This is a genomic window from Pseudomonas sp. B21_DOA (genome assembly GCA_030544685.1).
Lineage (GTDB): Bacteria > Pseudomonadota > Gammaproteobacteria > Pseudomonadales > Pseudomonadaceae > Aquipseudomonas > Aquipseudomonas fluorescens_AO.
Genome location: CP086683.1, coordinates 1723562 through 1739991 on the forward strand (window position 1 = coordinate 1723562; position 16430 = coordinate 1739991).

11 protein-coding genes and 4 pseudogenes are annotated in these 16430 nt (G+C 62.9%); 8 read left to right on the forward strand and 7 right to left on the reverse strand.

Features of this window, described 5'->3' with window-relative positions; translation table 11 throughout:
• Nucleotides 1–6 precede the first annotated feature (6 nt).
• Nucleotides 7–861, reverse strand: coding sequence for an acyl dehydratase (locus tag LJU32_07885; protein WKV90149.1), 855 nt, complete (start codon nt 859–861; stop codon nt 7–9).
• A gap of 2 nt (nt 862–863) precedes the next feature.
• Nucleotides 864–2215: pseudogene (locus tag LJU32_07890) on the reverse strand (3-oxoacyl-ACP reductase).
• Nucleotides 2216–2452: 237 nt separating this feature from the next.
• Between LJU32_07890 and LJU32_07895 the strand changes: the two are divergent.
• The 3 genes and pseudogenes from LJU32_07895 (at nt 2453) to LJU32_07905 (ending at nt 6384) form a co-directional block, all read left to right on the forward strand.
• Nucleotides 2453–3729, forward strand: a pseudogene (locus tag LJU32_07895) (acetyl-CoA C-acetyltransferase).
• Nucleotides 3730–4057: 328 nt separating this feature from the next.
• Complete coding sequence (locus LJU32_07900) at nt 4058–4954, forward strand: serine protein kinase RIO (protein ID WKV90150.1); 897 nt, start codon at nt 4058–4060, stop codon at nt 4952–4954.
• Between the two features lie 223 nt (nt 4955–5177).
• Nucleotides 5178–6384: pseudogene (locus tag LJU32_07905) on the forward strand (MFS transporter).
• Here the strand turns inward: LJU32_07905 and cueR are convergent.
• The 3 genes and pseudogenes from cueR to LJU32_07920 all read right to left on the reverse strand — a co-directional run bounded on the left by cueR (nt 6338) and on the right by LJU32_07920 (nt 9732).
• Nucleotides 6338–6751 (reverse strand): Cu(I)-responsive transcriptional regulator, encoded by a 414-nt coding sequence (gene cueR / locus LJU32_07910; GenBank protein WKV90151.1) that lies wholly within the window; start codon nt 6749–6751, stop codon nt 6338–6340. The pseudogene LJU32_07905 and the gene cueR sit on opposite strands and share 47 nt — an antisense overlap.
• Nucleotides 6748–9140, reverse strand: a pseudogene (cueA, locus tag LJU32_07915) (copper resistance metal-translocating P1-type ATPase CueA). The gene cueR and the pseudogene cueA overlap by 4 nt, the downstream one beginning before the upstream one ends.
• Nucleotides 9141–9348: 208 nt before the next feature.
• Nucleotides 9349–9732, reverse strand: coding sequence for a hypothetical protein (locus LJU32_07920; protein ID WKV90152.1), 384 nt, complete (start codon nt 9730–9732; stop codon nt 9349–9351).
• A gap of 148 nt (nt 9733–9880) precedes the next feature.
• On the opposite strand from LJU32_07920, the gene LJU32_07925 reads away from it, so the two are divergent.
• Together LJU32_07925 and LJU32_07930 are read left to right on the forward strand one after the other, a co-directional pair.
• A complete protein-coding gene (locus tag LJU32_07925; GenBank protein ID WKV90153.1) occupies nt 9881–10078 on the forward strand; it encodes a cation transporter in 198 nt (65 codons plus the stop codon).
• 87 nt (nt 10079–10165) lie between these two features.
• Nucleotides 10166–11362, forward strand: a complete 1197-nt coding sequence (locus LJU32_07930; GenBank protein WKV90154.1) for a multidrug effflux MFS transporter — start codon at nt 10166–10168, stop codon at nt 11360–11362.
• Between the two features lie 17 nt (nt 11363–11379).
• Here the strand turns inward: LJU32_07930 and LJU32_07935 are convergent, their stop codons facing one another.
• A complete protein-coding gene (locus tag LJU32_07935) occupies nt 11380–11553 on the reverse strand; it encodes a hypothetical protein (protein ID WKV90155.1) in 174 nt (57 codons plus the stop codon).
• A 150-nt stretch (nt 11554–11703) separates the two neighbouring features.
• The gene (locus LJU32_07940) at nt 11704–12717 is read right to left on the reverse strand and encodes a zinc-binding alcohol dehydrogenase family protein (GenBank protein WKV90156.1); all 1014 of its coding nucleotides are present in this window, start codon (nt 12715–12717) and stop codon (nt 11704–11706) included.
• Between the two features lie 136 nt (nt 12718–12853).
• On the opposite strand from LJU32_07940, the gene LJU32_07945 reads away from it, so the two are divergent.
• The 3 genes from LJU32_07945 (at nt 12854) to LJU32_07955 (ending at nt 16344) form a co-directional block, all read left to right on the forward strand.
• Nucleotides 12854–13783, forward strand: coding sequence for a LysR family transcriptional regulator (locus tag LJU32_07945; protein ID WKV90157.1), 930 nt, complete (start codon nt 12854–12856; stop codon nt 13781–13783).
• A 316-nt stretch (nt 13784–14099) separates the two neighbouring features.
• Nucleotides 14100–14834, forward strand: a complete 735-nt coding sequence (locus tag LJU32_07950) for an ArsR family transcriptional regulator (GenBank protein WKV90158.1) — start codon at nt 14100–14102, stop codon at nt 14832–14834.
• A gap of 127 nt (nt 14835–14961) precedes the next feature.
• Nucleotides 14962–16344 carry an MFS transporter gene (locus tag LJU32_07955; protein ID WKV90159.1) on the forward strand — a complete coding sequence of 461 codons (1383 nt, stop codon included), beginning with the start codon at nt 14962–14964 and terminating at the stop codon, nt 16342–16344.
• Nucleotides 16345–16430: the final 86 nt, after the last annotated feature.

A 16430-nucleotide genomic window follows, 5' to 3' on the forward strand; every position in this document is an offset into this window, starting at 1 on the left:
GCCAGATCAGGCGATCGGTTGCCACTGACCGACCATATGTTCCAGGTCGCCGGCGCCGATCAGGCGCAACTCACCGCTGGAACCCGCGGCACTGGCCAGCAATGTCACTTCACTGGGCAGGCGCACCGGTTTGCGAAAGTGCACGGCGATTTCCAGGTTGGCTTTGGGCAGGTGATCGGAGAGTGCCGCCAGTGTCCGCGCCTTGTTCCACAGTCCATGGGCAATCGCGGTGGGAAAACCGAACAGTTTGGCGCTCGCCGCACTGAGGTGAATCGGGTTGTAGTCGCCGGAGACTTTCGCATACTGGCGACCGATATCGGCCGGTGCAGTCCAGCGCGCCACTTCGAGCAAGTCCTGTGACGGCTGCCAGTCCTGTGCCAGCGCCTCGCCCTCGAGTTTTACCCCGCGACAGAGCATCCGGCTTTCGGCTTCCCACAGTGGCCCGAGTTGATCGTCCAGGGTAGTGAGCAGATCGAACGTCGCGCCCTTGGCATGTGGTTGCAGGTTGTGCACACGCACGCTGACTTGCGCGCGGCTGATCGCGCCCATCGGCCGCAACACGCGGATGCGGTTGCTCAGGTGAATCAGCCCCAGCAGCGGGAACGGAAAATCCCTGGCCGTGAGCAATTGCATCTGCAAGGCGAAGGCAAGGATGTGTGGATAGGTCGGCGGCAGCAGGCCGTCATCGACGAAACCGCAGACTTTGCGATAGGCCGCCAGCCGTTTGCCGTCGATATCGACCCAGCAGCGCAGGCCGCTGTCTGGCAGTTGCGTACCGGTGATTTTGCGTCGCGTCGCTGCCCGCGAGTACAGTGCGGGCAGACTCGGTTCGCGATCCAGCGTGTGCCATTCGATGCTCATGCTCAAGCCCCCAGAACGCTTTGCCCACAGACCCGCAACGCCTGCCCGGTGAACGCGCCCGTGCCCGGTTGCGCCAGCCACGCCACGGCTTCGGCGACGTCTTGCGGCAAGCCGCCCTGGCCCAGCGAACTCATGCGGCGCCCGGCCTCGCGCAGGCCGAACGGAATGTGCGCAGTCATTTGCGTCTCGATGAAACCCGGTGCGACGGCGTTGATGCTGATGCCGCGCTCCAGCAGCGTTGGCGCCCATGCCTGGGCCAGACCGATCAGGCCGGCCTTGCTCGCCGCGTAGTTGGTCTGCCCGCGATTGCCGGCGATGCCGCTGATCGAGGCGAGCAGGACCACCCGTGCGTTGTCGCGCAGGGTGCCGCTGTCGAGCAGGGCCTTGGTCAGCACTTGCGGAGCATTGAGGTTGACGGCCAGCACCGCGTCCCAGAATTCCGGGGTCATGTTGGCCAGGGTTTTGTCGCGGGTGATGCCGGCGTTGTGCACGAGGATGTCGAGCCCGTCGGGCAGCTGTTCGATCAATTGCGCGGCGGCATCATCGGCGCAGATATCGAGGGTGATCGCACGTCCGCCCAAGCGGGCGGCGAGGGCCTCGAGGTCGGTCTTGGCCGGCGGTACGTCGAGCAGAATCACCTCGGCGCCATCGCGGGCGAGGGTTTCGGCAATCGATGCGCCGATGCCGCGCGCGGCACCGGTGACCAGCGCCTTGCGTCCGGCCAGTGGGCGCGTCCAGTCAGTCACTGGCGTGGCGCACGCGGTCAGGCGAATCACCTGACCGGAAACGAATGCGCTTTTCGGCGAAAGGAAAAATCGCAGCGGGCCTTCCAGTTGATCTTCGGCACCTTCGCCGACGTAGATCAGCTGCAAGGTGCCCCGCCGCGCAGTTCCTTGGCCAGTGAGCGCGAGAAGCCTTCAAGTGCCCGTTGAGCACTGGAAGCGAACGGATCGATCAGGGTTTCCGGCGCGCGGCCGAGAATCACCAGGTGCGCGCTTTGGTCGAGGTTCTTCATCAATGGCTGGAAGAATTCGCGCAGTTGCTTGAGCTGGTCGGTGTGCTGCAGGTCGCTGGCGTCGAACACTACCGCTTTGATTTTCGGCCCGTGGCCGGGGATCCACGCGGTGGCCAGCGAGGGCTCGCTGCCGTAGCTGTAGATTGCATCGGTCAAGCGATTGGCAAACCCGCTGATCCGTTCGGCCAGCGGCCCGCCACCGATCAACAGGGCGCCCTCGATCGGCCGCAGACGCCCCGCCTGCCAGCGTTCCAGCCGCACCGGCGACGGCAGGCCCAAGGCCCCGACCAGACGATGGCCGAAGGATGAGTTGGCGAAGTCGATATAGCGGTCAGACATGGAACGCTCTCCAGAAGTTGGGGTTCAAAGTGTGGACTGCCTACGGCAATCAATCGTTCGATCGCCGCAATAAGGCCTACGCTGGTTTAGCAGAGTAGACCACTGACCCTGTGGGAGCGGGCTTGCCCGCGATAGCGGAGTGTCAGCCGCTGAAGGGTTGGAAATGCCGCCCCCATCGCTGGCAAGCCAGCTCCCACAGGTTTCCATGTGAATCCGCAAATTCCACAGGAGTTATCCATGACCCAGCTGCGCCGCGTCGCGATCATCGGCGGTAACCGCATCCCTTTCGCCCGCTCCAACGGGCCGTACGCCACCGCAAGCAATCAGGCGATGCTCACCGCCGCGCTGGAAGGCCTGATCGAACGCTACAATCTGCACGGCCAGCGCATCGGCGAAGTGGTGGCGGGCGCGGTGCTTAAATTGTCACGGGATATGAACCTGACCCGCGAATGCGTGCTCGGCTCGCGCTTGTCTCCGATGACGCCGGCCTATGACATCCAGCAAGCCTGCGGCACCGGTCTGGAAGCGGCGCTGCTGGTGGCGAACAAGATCGCCCTTGGCCAGATCGACTGCGGCATTGCCGGCGGCGTCGACACCACTTCCGATGCGCCGATCAGCGTCAGCGAAGGCCTGCGCAGGATTCTTCTGCTGGCCAACCGCGCCAAGAGCACCGGCGACAAACTGAAAACCCTTTGCAGTTGCGGCCCCAGCATCTGATTCCCGAATTCCCGCGCAACGGCGAGCCACGCACTGGCCTGTCGATGGGCGAGCACTGTGAGCTGATGGCGCAGACCTGGAATATTCCTCGCGAAGAACAGGATCAACTCGCCTTTGAAAGCCACCACAAACTCGCCGCTTCCTACAGCGAAGGCTGGCACAACGATCTGATGACACCGTTTCTTGGCCTGACCCGCGACAACAATCTGCGCCCGGACCTGACCCTGGAAAAACTCGCCACGCTGAAACCGGCGTTCGAGAAAAGCGCCAAGGGCACGCTGACGGCGGGCAATTCCACGCCGCTCACCGATGGCGCTTCGGTGGTGTTGCTGGGAAGTGAGGAATGGGCCAAAGAGCGCGGCTTGCCGATCCTCGCTTATCTGCGCGACGGCGAGGCGGCGGCGGTGGATTTCGTCAACGGTGCCGAGGGCCTGCTGATGGCGCCGGTGTACGCCGTGCCACGCTTGCTGGCGCGCAACGGCCTGACCTTGCAGGATTTTGATTACTACGAAATTCACGAAGCCTTCGCCGCGCAGGTCTTGTGCACGCTCAAGGCCTGGGAAGATCCCGAATATTGCGAAACCCGCTTGGGGCTCGACGCGCCGCTGGGTTCGATTGATCGCACTCGGCTCAACGTCAAAGGGAGTTCACTGGCGGCGGGGCATCCGTTTGCCGCGACCGGTGGGCGGATTGTCGCGAATCTGGCAAAACTGCTGGATGCGGCGGGCAAGGGCCGAGGGTTGATCTCGATCTGTGCAGCGGGCGGGCAGGGTGTCACCGCGATCATTGAACGCTAAGCAGTATTCCAATGTGGGAGCGAGCCTGCTCGCGAAGGGGGCGTGTCAGTCGCCATCATTTTCTGCTGACAGACCGCTTTCGCGAGCAGGCTCCCACAGGGGCTTCGGTGCATGTGCATGTCAGATTCTGTCGCAAATGCCCTTGCCGGCCGATACCAATCAATGCCACGGTCTCGGCTATGATTCGCCCGGGTCGCTGCGATTGATCCGGCACAGTGTGTGCATCCTCAAGGTTCACAGGTCGGCAACCCCTCCCCGTCGGGCGAGGATTGCCGTATAACGAGTGACATTCGCGTGTTTGGTAATAAAGGACCCACAATAAAAGCTGATGAAGACTCCAAAACGCATTGAACCCCTGATCGAGGACGGTCTGGTCGACGAAGTGCTGCGCCCACTCATGAGTGGCAAAGAGGCAGCTGTTTATGTAGTGCGCTGCGGCAATCAGTTACGTTGCGCCAAGGTCTACAAGGAGGCGAATAAACGCAGTTTCCGCCAGGCGGCCGAGTATCAGGAAGGCCGCAAGGTTCGTAACAGCCGGCAGGCGCGGGCCATGGCGAAAGGGTCCAAGTTCGGTCGCAAAGAGACCGAAGACGCCTGGCAGAACGCCGAAGTGGCGGCGCTGTTCCGTCTGGCCGGCGCCGGTGTGCGAGTGCCCAAACCCTATGACTTCCTCGACGGCGTGCTGTTGATGGAACTGGTGGCCGACGAATTCGGCGACGCCGCGCCGCGTCTGAACGATGTGGTGCTGGAGGCGGATCAGGCACGCGAGTATCACGCGTTCCTGATTTCGCAGATCGTGCTGATGTTGTGTACCGGTCTGGTGCACGGTGACCTCTCCGAGTTCAACGTGCTGCTGACCCCGACCGGCCCGGTCATCATCGACCTGCCCCAGGCAGTCGACGCTGCGGGTAACAACCACGCGTTCAGCATGCTCGAGCGTGACGTTGGCAACATGGCTTCGTACTTCGGCCGTTTCGCGCCGGAATTGAAGAAGACCAAGTACGCCAAGGAAATGTGGGCGTTGTACGAAGCCGGCACCTTGCACCCGAACAGTGTGCTGACCGGCGAGTTCGACGATCCGGAAGACCTGGCCGATGTCGGCGGGGTGTTGCGCGAAATCGAAGCGGCGCGCCTCGACGAGGAACGCAAGCAAGCCATTCGCGCGGCGGACGACGCGCCGAAAGGCAAACCCGAAGAACCGCCTCCACCGCCGTGGATGCAATGATCGCGTGATGAGAAACCCGGCTTCGGCCGGGTTTTTGTGCCTGCGCATTCCAGAACCAGCGAAACACCTGTGGGAGCGAGCCTGCTCGCGAAGGCGGTATGTCAGTCACCGATAACGGTGGTTCAAATGCCTTTCGCGAGCAGGCTCGCTCCCACATGAGATATTGGTGTTGCTGAAAGTTGTATGGGAATCTTGCCTGCCTTTGCACACTCAAGGACTGAATGTGACCACCTCACGCAACACCCACCTGATCGTAACCGCCCGGCTGATCTCCGATTTCGGCGCCTTCCTCAACATGGTCGCGCTCGCCACATACGTCTACCTGCTGAGCAACAGCGCCATGAGCGTCGGCATCTTCCTCGCGAGCCGTGTCGGTGGCGGGATTTTCGCCAGCATGATCGGCACGCGCTTCTACCGGCGCTGGCAGGGCCGCGCGCCGCTGATTGCTTTCGATCTGTTGCGCGCCGCGCTGCTGGGGCTACTGTTGGTCACACCGGCGAATCAGCAGACATGGCTGTTGCCGTTCATTGCCTTCGGCCTTGGCCTGGGCAATTCGATGTTCGCCATTGGTCTCAACAGCCAGTTGCCGCACTTGATCGAGCCGGCGCAGTTGCTCAAGGCCAATGCCTGGATCACTTCAGCTTCTTCAGCCGCTATGGTCGGCGGCAGTCTGGTGTCGGGGTTGCTGGTGGCTGCTTTTGGTTTCGAAACGGTCTTCGCCCTCAACGCGCTGACCTATTTGCTCGCGGCGCTGCTGATCGTGCCGCTGCGTTTCGAAAAACCGATGTCAGCGAACAGCCGCAACGCGGTGAATGGGTTGCGCTGCGGCAAGGCCTGCGTTCGCTGCCAGTGGTCGCGGCCATGCTCGCGGTGACCATGGCCGACACCTTGGGCAGCGCCGCGCACAACGTCGGCTTCCCGATCATTTCGAAACTGCTCACGCCCGAGGCGGCGAGTACGACCTTGGGCCTGGCGCTTGCGGTATGGGCGAGCGGCAAACTGCTCGGCGCGCGCATCGCCAGTCACCTCAAAGGCTCGGAGAACAGCCACCTCGAAAGAAGATTTTTCTGCGGCGTGGCGCTGATGTCTTGCGGTTTCATTCTGATGTTCCAGCAGCACAGCCTCTACGGTCTGCTGCTGTTCGCCTTGCCGGCCGGGCTTGGCGACGGGGTTTCCGAAGTCAGCCTGATGTCACGTTTGCAACGGGAACCTGCGGCGTTGCGCCTGCCGATTTTCAGCGTGCTGACCTTGCTGCAGATGACCGGTTTCGGCATCGGCATGCTGGTTGCCGCGCCGGTCTATGCGTGGTGGACGCCGGGGGCCGTAGTCATGCTGTTCCACGGCATTCCCTCGGCACCTTGGGCGTGGTGACGCTGCTGCGGATCAGGCGCGGGCGGGTTGCGCGCAGCAGCCCGACGCCAGTTCCTTGAGGATCGGGCAGTCCGGACGATGGTCGCCGCTGCAATGCTCGACCAGATCCTGCAGGGTGTCGCGCAACTCGCCGAGCTCGCGGATCTTCTGGTCCAGCTCGTCGATGTGCTGGCGCGCCAGTGCTTTCACATCGGCGCTGGCGCGCTGGCGATCCTGCCAGAGGGTCAGCAGCTTGCCGACCTCTTCCAGGGAAAAGCCCAGATCCCGCGAGCGCTTGATGAACGCCAGTGTGTGCAGGTCATCGCTGCCGTACACGCGGTAGCCGCTGTCGGTGCGATTGGCCGCTTTGAGCAAACCGATCGACTCGTAGTAACGAATCATTTTTGCACTCAGGCCACTCTGCCGGGCCGCTTGGCCGATGTTCATCGGTGTTCCTCCAGGTCCTTGGGTTTCCAGGTTTTCAACAGTAGCGCATTGCTCACCACGCTGACGCTCGACAGCGCCATCGCCGCACCGGCCAGCACCGGATTGAGGAAACCGAATACCGCCAGCGGAATGCCGATCAGGTTGTAGACAAAGGCCCAGAACAGGTTCTGGCGAATCTTAGCGTAGGTCTTGCGGCTGATCTCCAGCGCCGCCGGCACCAGTCGCGGATCGCCGCGCATCAAGGTGATGCCGGCCGCGTGCATGGCGACGTCGGTGCCGCCACCCATGGCGATGCCGATGTCGGCAGCGGCGAGGGCCGGGGCGTCGTTGATGCCATCGCCGACCATGGCGACTACGCCGGTTTTCTTCAGCTCGGCGACGGTCGCGGCCTTGTCGGCAGGCAGCACTTCGGCGTGAACACTGCGGATGCCCAGAGCCTCGGCCACCACCCGTGCGCTGCCGCGATTGTCGCCGGTCAGCAGGTGGCTGTGGATATCCCGCGCGGCGAGTTGTTGCACCGCTTGCAGAGCGCCGGGTTTCAGCGTGTCACCGAAGGCGAACAGACCCAGCACCTTCGGCTGAGGACTTTGTTCAATCAGCCACGACAGTGTGCGACCTTCGCGTTCCCAAGCTTCGGCGGATGCGCTCAATTCACCGGCACTCAAAGCGCTTTCGTCGAGCATCCGCCGATTGCCCAGCGCCAGGCGCCGGCCATCCAGCGTGCCGGCAATGCCGCGTCCGGTCAGCGCCTGGCTGTCGCTGACATCGGGCACGTTCAAGCCGCGTTCGGCGGCTGCATCCAGCACGGCTTTGGCCAAAGGATGCTCGCTGCCGCGCTGCAAGGCACCGGCCAGTGTCAGCAGATTATTTTCGTCGCCATCGACCGCGCTGAAGTGCGCGATGCGCGGCGTACCCGAGGTCAGCGTGCCGGTCTTGTCGAACACCACACTGCTGACTTCGTGGGCGCGCTCCAGCGCTTCGGCGTCCTTGATCAGAATCCCATGACGCGCGGCGACGCCGGTGCCGGCCATGATTGCCGTCGGGGTGGCGAGGCCGAGGGCGCACGGGCAGGCGATCACCAGCACGGCGACGGCATTGATCACCGCAGTTTCCAGCGGCGCGCCATACAGCCACCAGCCGATCAGCGTGGCCAGGGCGATCAGCAACACGGTCGGCACGAAGATCTGGCTGACCTTGTCCACCAGTTTCTGGATCGGCGCTTTCGCCGCTTGCGCGTCTTCGACCAGACGAATGATCCGCGCCAGCACGGTTTCCGCGCCGAGCGCCTGGGTGCGCACCAGCAAACGACCTTCGCCGTTGATCGCGCCGCCGGTGACCTTGTCGCCCGGTTGTTTCGGCACTGGCAGGCTTTCGCCGCTGATCAGCGCTTCGTCGGCGTGGCTCTGGCCTTCGACGACCTCGCCATCCACCGGGAAGCGTTCGCCGGGTTTCACCAGCACCAGATCTTCGAGGCGCAGGGCGCTGATCGCAACGTCCTGCTCACGCCCGTCGATGACTTGAATCGCCCGCTCCGGCCGCAACGCTTCGAGAGCGCGAATGGCGCTGGCGGTCTGGCGTTTGGCGCGGCTCTCAAGGTATTTGCCGAGCAGCACCAGGGCGATGACCACCGCCGAGGCCTCGAAATACAGATGCGGCATGCGTCCGGCGGCGCTGGCCCATTCATAGACACTCAAGCCATAACCGGCGCTGGTGCCGAGGGCGACGAGCAGGTCCATGTTGCCGGCGCCGGCGCGCACGGCTTTCCATGCCGCAACATAAAAGCGTGCGCCGAAGATGAACTGCACGGGGTGGCGAGGGCGAATTGCGCCCAGGCCGGGAGCATCCAGTGAATACCGAACGGCTGCAGCAACATCGGCAACACCAGCGGCAGGGCGAGGGCGATCGCACAGATCAATGCCCAACGCTCGCGCAGCAGGCGTTGTTGCTGGTCATCAGATTGTGGCCGTTCGGCTTGCCAGACGCTGGCCGCGTAACCGGCCTTTCTCACCGCGTCGAGCAGGGTTTGCGTATCGACCTGGCCGAGCAATTCGAGGTGCGCACGTTCGTTGGCCAGATTGACACTGACGCTGCTCACGCCCGGGACTTTGTTCAGGGCACGTTCGACGCGACCGACGCAGGACGCGCAAGTCATGCCGTCGATGTTCAATTCGACGGTTTGCCGGGGCACGCTGTAACCGGCGCGCTCCACGGCTTGCATCAGCGCCGGCAAGCTGTCGCCGGGTGCCTGCACCCGGGCCTGTTCGGTGGCGAGGTTGACGCTGACGGCACTGGTGCCGCTGACCTTGCGCAAGGCCCGTTCGACACGCCCGGCGCAACTGGCGCAGGTCATGCCGACAATCGGCAGATCGAAAGTAGTGGATTCGGACATCGGTCGCGCTCCCTGTAGTGGATGTCTACAGGATCAACCTTGCCATGCGGGCAAGGTCAAGCACCATTCCGCAAGATGTTGATCGTTCCCACGCTCCGCGTGGGAATGCCTACCGTGACGCTCCGCGTCACGCTTCGGGACGCTGAGCGTCCATGGCTGCATTCCCACGCAGAGCCTGGGAACGATCGGCGACGGATCGGGTGTCTGCTCAGTAACCGAGGCCAGCCGGCTTCAGGTACACGCCTTCGGCATTCATCGCCAGGCGGAACTTCAGCACATCCCCGGCGTGCAGCACGACTTCCTGCGAACCCGGTGCGAGCATGCCGGGATTGCAACCCGGCGCCTGTCCTGGCAGCAGTTTCAAGCGCAGCGAAACCTTGCCCGGTGGCAGGTTGAACGAAGTGCTCTGCTCCTGGAACAGGCGCGCCGAGAGCTGGTCCTGGATGTACACGCCGATCTCGCACGAGGTCGCCACTTCGAGGCGTTCGCGGGAAATGATCAGTACCGCGTAATCCTCGCCGGCGGCTTGCACCTGCGGGACGGCGGCGAAGAGGCTGAGCAAGCCAAGCAGGCTCAAAGCTGACCAGCGCATGGCTGAATCTCCTGAATTCCAGTCATTGATACACGCAGCTTGGCCGAGCGCGACGCCGAATGCCAGCCCGGCAGTTTTGCGCAGAACTTGACCTTGCCATCGTGGCAAGCTCGAGACTGCCGGCAACCTCACTCAAAGGAGTCTTCCCATGCAAGTGTTCAACGTTCAAGGCATGTCCTGCGGTCATTGCGTCAAAGCCATTACCACTGCGGTGCAGGCGCTGGATCCGGCGGCCAGCGTGCGCGTCGATCTGGCTGCAAAGGAAGTCGGAGTCGAAAGCGCGCTGAATGAAGATCAGGTCATCGCGGCGATTCGTGAAGAAGGATATGACGTGAAGCTCGTCTGAAATTGATCGTTAGCGAGCTATCGGAATGTTCAAGGCGTCCGGGCGCGGCTAGACTGTCGGGCTGCGACTTGCCCACCTGGATGCCTGATGAATTTCCGCACGATTTTGATACTCGGCGCCTTGAGCGCCTTCGGTCCTTTGGCGATCGACTTCTATTTACCTGCCTTCCCAGCCATGGCGTCGGCGTTCGGCACCGATGAGCAGCATGTCCAGCTGACGCTGGCGGCGTACTTCCTCGGTCTGTCGCTGGGCCAACTGGCGTACGGGCCGATTTCCGATCGTTTCGGTCGACGGCTGCCGCTGCTCAGCGGCGTTGCCCTGTTCACCCTGGCGTCCTTGGCCTGCGCCTACGCGCCGAGCCTGGAATGGCTGATCGGCGCGCGTTTCGTCCAGGCATTGGGCGGTTGCGCGGGGATGGTGATTTCCCGTGCGGTGGTTGCCGACAAGTGCGACGCGGTCGGCTCGGCGAAGGTGTTTTCGCAACTGATGCTGGTGATGGGCCTGGCGCCGATTCTGGCGCCGATGCTCGGCGGTCTGCTGGTCAACACCACGGGTTGGCAGTCGATCTTTCTGGTGCTCACCGGGTTCAGTGCGGCGGCAGGTCTGGCGGTGGCATTGGGGCTGCCGGAAAGCATGCCGGCCCACGTCCCGCGCCAGCCGTTGTCCGGTGCGTTGCGCCAGTACGCGCGACTGGTCAAGGATTCGGTCTATCTGGGCCATGCCCTGACCGGCGGCATCGCGATTGCCGGGATGTTCGCCTACATCGCCGGCTCACCGTTTGTGTTCATCAAGCTCTACGGCGTACCCGCCGAGCATTTCGGCTGGCTGTTCGGCACCAACGCGGCGGGCTTCATTCTGGTGGCGCAGGTCAATGCGCGCCTGCTCGCCAAGCGCGGCCCGGCGTTTTTGCTGGTGCGCGCGGTGTGGGTGTATTTCCTCGCCGGACTGACATTGCTGGCGGTCAGCGCAATGCGTCCAGAGGCATTGTGGCCGTTTTTGATTCCGCTGTTCATTTGCATCGCCAGCCTCGGCTGCATCATTCCTAACGCCTCGGCTTGCGCGATGAACGGTCAGGGCGCACGCGCCGGCAGTGCGTCGGCGATGCTCGGTTGTCTGCAATTCAGCATCGCCGCCGGTGCCGCCGCCTTGGTGGGGGTGTTGCACGATGGCAGCGCCGTGCCGATGGCCATGGTCATCAGCCTGTGCGGTCTGCTGGTGGTGAGCGTCGCGCTGCTCACCCGGCGCTTGCAGAATGCCCGGGCGCTGGCGCTGGCCCAGGTCTGAGCGCTCGACTCTGGAGCTCAGCCAGCGGCGCGCTGCTGGCTGGGTTCGGGGATCCGGTGGGGCGCGCAGAGTCGCGCTTCGAGGGTGCGAGTGAAAGCCAGGGCCTCGGCTTCACTGCGAAAGGTCACGACATGCTGGTCCAGGCGCACCTGCCATTGGGACTTTGCCACTTCTTTTATCAGGATCTTCATTGCTGACCTCCCTTGCGTAAAAGATGTATCGCAGAGGCTTCGATTGTAGACCTCGATACCCGCGTAATTGTGACAAGGGTCAGGCAACCGACTGACGGCAAAAAGCCCCGCAACCGCTCTGGCATCACCAGCGATTGCGAGGCTTTATTTTTAGAAACCTTCTAAAACAATTTTCCCCTTGGCCTTGCCGCTTTCCAGCAGTTCATGGGCGCGGCGCAGATTGGCGGCATTGATCACGCCGAAGTGCTCGCCCAGGGTGGTCTTCAAGGTGCCGGCGTCAATCAGTTCGGCGACGCGGTTGAGCAGCTTGTGCTGTTCGATCATGTCCGGCGTTTCGAACAGCGAGCGGGTGTACATGAACTCCCAGTGCAGCGACAGGCTCTTGCGCTTGAGCAGGCTGATGTCGAGGGACTTCGGATCGTCGATCAGCGCCAGCTTGCCTTGCGGTGCGAGGGCTTCGACCAGTTGCGCCAGATGCTGGTCGGTCTGGGTCAGGCTGGCGACGTGGGTCACGCTGGTGATGCCGGCGCGTTTCAATTCTTCGCTCAGCGGCTGGCTGTGATCGATGACCAGATCGGCACCGAGTGCGCTGACCCATTCACGGGTTTGCGCACGGGAGGCAGTGCCGATGACTTTCAGGCCGGTCAATTGCTTGGCCAATTGAGTGAGGATCGAGCCCACGCCGCCCGCCGCGCCGACGATCAGCAGGCTCTGACCCTGATCGGTGCTGCCTTCGCTGATCTGCAGGCGCTCGAAGAGCAATTCCCAAGCGGTGATCGCGGTCAGCGGCAGTGCGGCGGCTTCGGCAAAACCGAGGGACTTGGGCATGTGGCCGACAATGCGCTCATCAACCACGTGCAACTCGCTGTTGCCACCGGCCCGGGCGATCGAACCGGCGTAGAACACTTTGTCGCCCGCCTTGAACAGGGTGACGTCGCTGCCGACCGCCTTGACCACACCGGCAACATCCCAGCCCAGCACTTTTGCCGCGCCGTTTTCCGGTGCCGCGTTCTGCCGCACTTTGGTATCGACCGGATTGACCGAGATGGCTTTGACTTCCACCAACAGGTCGCGTGGGCCGGCGACCGGCTCCGGCAGTTCGATGTCCTGCAGAGACTTGGCGTCGCTGATCGGCAGAGAGGCGTAATAGGCGATGGCTTTCATGGATGGCTCCGTGCGGTTGATAGAAGAAGAAATCAGGATGAATTCGATGGAGGTCATCATTGGCTATTTCTCTGCGCGATAAAACCGGCTAAAAGAGCAGTCTCTTTCAATATTTTTTTGATAATCGAGGCTGCGCATGCTGCGTTTTGATGACCTGCAGTTGTTCGTCCGCGCTGCCGATCTGGGCAGCCTGTCGGCGGCCGCACGGGTGATGGACATGTCCGCCGCCGTGGCCAGCGCGGCACTCAAGCGCATCGAGCAGCAGCTCGGTGCGCGGCTGCTGGCGCGTTCGACCCGCAGCCTGCGCCTGACCGCCGAGGGCGAAGGCTTCCTTGAGTATGCCCGCGCCGCCCTGAGCAATCTCGACGAAGGGCGTCGTCTGCTCGCCAGCGGTCAGGACCAGGTCAGCGGGATTCTGCAGCTGTCGGCGCCTTCGGATTTCGGGCGCAATCTGCTGCTGCCGTGGCTTGATGCGTTTCAGCGTGAACATCCGAAACTGACCGTGCGGCTGTTGCTCGGCGATCGCATCGCCGACCTCTTCCGGCAACCGGTGGACATCGCCCTGCGCTATGGCGAGCCGGAAGATTCCAGCCTGATCGCCTTGCCCATTGCCCCGCACAATCGCCGCGTTTTGTGCGCCTCTCCAGATTATCTGGCCCGGCATGGCGAGCCGCGCCAGCTCGAGCAACTGGCCCAGCACAACTGTCTTTTATACATGCTTGGCAGCCGCGTTCACGATCACTGGAGTTTTCACGATGGCAAGCGCGAAGTCGGCCTGACCGTCAGCGGCGATCGTTTCAGCGATGACGCCGACGTGGTGCGGCTATGGGCGTTGGCCGGTGCCGGGATCGCTTACAAGTCATGGCTCGACGTGGGTACCGATGTGCTCGCCGGGCGCCTCAAAGTGCTGATGCCGGAACTGCTGTGTGAGCGCGCACCGCTGAATCTCTTGTGCGCCCATCGCGCACAATTGAGTAAGCCGGTGAACCTGCTGAGGGAGATGCTCGCCAGCCGTTGCGCCGAATTGGGTAGTCAATTTCCCGCTTTTCTCAAAGTTGATCATTAGTCGCAGGCAAATAGAGAAATTTCTCTCAGGAACAATCGCCACCTACGCAGGCCCGGGCGCAGGACGTCTGGCTTAACCCGCTTATACTAGCGCCCGCCTCATGCTTGCACTGACACCTGGCGCGCAGATCCCGTAACGCGTTGCCGGCTTTTGGTGGCGGTTGCAACTTCTGCTGCAAGGTTGTGTGCCGGAGCAGCTGGTGTCGGTGGCAGGCCTTGCCCCGGTCCAGGGCGGTTTTCGCGTGTTGGCCGATCACCCATTAGCGGCCAAGATGTCTCCGAGCGGTAGACGATACGATTCGACAGGGAGTGAACAAATGGAAAATGCACCGTGCATCAGCCAGATCGCGACATTGCTGGCCGACCCCAAGCGCAGCGCGATGATGTGGGCGTTGATGGATGGCTCGGCGCGGCAAGCCGAAGAGCTGGCGTTGCTGGCCGGGCTCTCGCCGTCGTCGGCCAGTGCGCATCTGGGGCGACTGTCCGCAGGTGGACTGTTGAACATCGAAATGCGTGGGCGCAAACGCTTCTTCCGCTTGGCAGCCCCGGAGGTGGGTGCGGCGATCGAGGCACTGGCCAGCGCCACCATTGCCAGCGCGCCACGGCAAATTCCCGCTGCGCTGAAACGCACCACGCCGATGGTCAGGCCACAGGCGGCGCCGTCTTCGCTGTTGCGCGCGCGGTTTTGCGACGATCATCTGGGCGGCACCCTGGCAGCTGATCTGTATCAGCGCCTGCTCGATGCCGGCTGGATCGAACAAATCGAGCAGCGTGTGGTGGTCACTCACAAGGGCTCCACCCGACTGGCCCAGCGCGGCGTGTTCATCCAGGCCCTGGCGCACCGCAACGTGCAGGTCGCTTGCGCCTGCCCGGACTGGAGCGAGCGCCGTCCGCACATGGGCGGCTCACTGGGCGCGGCGCTGTTGCAGTTGTTCATGCAGTCCGGCTGGCTGAATTTGCCCAACGATTCCCGCGCCTTGCAGTTGACCGCCACCGGTCAGCGGGAAATCCATCGCTTCGCCGCCGAGACCGAGCTGGAAACAGCGTTCTAGAGCGTCAGCCTGCGGTGAGCTGACAATCAACGTCGTCTACGGCTGTGAACAGGTCGCATCCAGTACGACCTCTGAATGACCATCGCGCACACTCGATCCGGGGATTTTTCCGGATGGGGAGCGCAACATGAATACACAACGCTTTAGCGCGGCTGAGCGCCTGGAACGGCTGCCGCTCAGTGGTTATCACCGCGTCATTTTCATCATCATTGCCTTGGCGTTTTTCTTCGACTCCATGGATCTGGCGATGATGACTTTCCTGCTCGGCTCGATCAAAGCCGAGTTCGGCCTGAGCAGTGCGCAAGCAGGGCTGCTGGCCAGCTCGAGCTTCTTCGGCATGGTGCTCGGGGCGTCGCTGTCGGGGATGCTTGCCGACCGCTTCGGGCGCAAACCGGTGTTTCAGTGGAGCATCGTGCTGTGGGGCTTGGCCAGTTACCTGTGTTCGACGGCGCAGACGGTGGAGACGCTGACGCTGTTTCGCATCCTGTTGGGAATCGGCATGGGCATGGAATTTCCCATCGCGCAATCGATGCTGTCGGAGCTGATTCCGGCGCAACGACGCGGACGCTACATCGCCCTGATGGACGGCTTCTGGCCGCTGGGTTTTGTCGCGGCGGGCGTGCTCTCGTACTTCCTGCTGCCGCTGATTGGCTGGCGCGATATCTTTCTGGTGCTGGCGGTGCCGGCGGTATTTGTCCTGGCGATCCGCTTTTTCATCCCTGAGTCGCCGCGCTGGCTGGAACAGGCCGGGCGCGACGCTGACGCAGACAAGGTGTTGAACGGCATCGAAGCGCGGGTGCGTGCTTCGCTGGGCGCTGCAGCGTTGCCGGAACCGGTTCGTTTGCCCCGCACGGTGACGCCACCGGGCAATTTCTTCTCGGCACTCAAGCAAATCTGGTCGCCGCACTATCGCCAGCGCACGACGATGATCTGGAGCCTGTGGTTCTTTGCATTGCTGGGGTTTTACGGGCTGACTTCATGGCTCAGCGCGTTGCTGCAGCAGTCGGGTTTCGCCGTGACGCAGTCGGTGTACTACACCGTGCTGATTTCGCTCGGCGGGATTCCCGGATTCCTCATGGCGGCATGGCTGGTCGAGCGTTGGGGGCGCAAACCGGTGTGCATCGTCACCCTGCTCGGCGGCGGGGTGATGGCATTTCTGTATGGGCAGAGCGCGGTGTTCGGCGGCAACGTGGCGCTGCTGATCGGCACCGGGCTGTTGATGCAATTTTTTCTGTTCGGCATGTGGGCGGTGCTCTACACCTACACGCCAGAGCTGTACCCGACTTCGGCACGGGCAACCGGATCGGGATTCGCCTCGGCGATCGGCCGCGTCGGCTCGCTGCTCGGGCCATTGGTGACCGGGCTGGTGTTCCCGATAACCGGGCAGGGCGGCGTGTTCGCGCTGGGCGCGGCGTGCTTTGCGATAGCGGCGGGCGTGGTGTGGCTGTTCGGGATGGAGACGCGGGGCAAGACCCTGGAAGAGCTGACCGAAGCGCAGCCATTCAAATAAACGCAGCACCCTGTGGGAGCGGGCTTGCCCGCGATGGGGCCAGCAAATTCAACATCTATGTTGACTGACAATCCGCTATCGCGGGC

Excerpts from the sequence above, each read along its gene's own strand:
- LJU32_07885 (WKV90149.1), bottom strand. The coding sequence starts at position 861 with ATGAGCATCGAATGGCACACGCTGGATCGCGAACCGAGTCTGCCCGCA.
- LJU32_07900 (WKV90150.1), top strand. The coding sequence starts at position 4,058 with ATGAAGACTCCAAAACGCATTGAACCCCTGATCGAGGACGGTCTGGTC.
- cueR (WKV90151.1), bottom strand. The coding sequence starts at position 6,751 with ATGAACATCGGCCAAGCGGCCCGGCAGAGTGGCCTGAGTGCAAAAATG.
- LJU32_07920 (WKV90152.1), bottom strand. The coding sequence starts at position 9,732 with ATGCGCTGGTCAGCTTTGAGCCTGCTTGGCTTGCTCAGCCTCTTCGCC.
- LJU32_07925 (WKV90153.1), top strand. The coding sequence starts at position 9,881 with ATGCAAGTGTTCAACGTTCAAGGCATGTCCTGCGGTCATTGCGTCAAA.
- LJU32_07930 (WKV90154.1), top strand. The coding sequence starts at position 10,166 with ATGAATTTCCGCACGATTTTGATACTCGGCGCCTTGAGCGCCTTCGGT.
- LJU32_07935 (WKV90155.1), bottom strand. The coding sequence starts at position 11,553 with ATGAAGATCCTGATAAAAGAAGTGGCAAAGTCCCAATGGCAGGTGCGC.
- LJU32_07940 (WKV90156.1), bottom strand. The coding sequence starts at position 12,717 with ATGAAAGCCATCGCCTATTACGCCTCTCTGCCGATCAGCGACGCCAAG.
- LJU32_07945 (WKV90157.1), top strand. The coding sequence starts at position 12,854 with ATGCTGCGTTTTGATGACCTGCAGTTGTTCGTCCGCGCTGCCGATCTG.
- LJU32_07950 (WKV90158.1), top strand. The coding sequence starts at position 14,100 with ATGGAAAATGCACCGTGCATCAGCCAGATCGCGACATTGCTGGCCGAC.
- LJU32_07955 (WKV90159.1), top strand. The coding sequence starts at position 14,962 with ATGAATACACAACGCTTTAGCGCGGCTGAGCGCCTGGAACGGCTGCCG.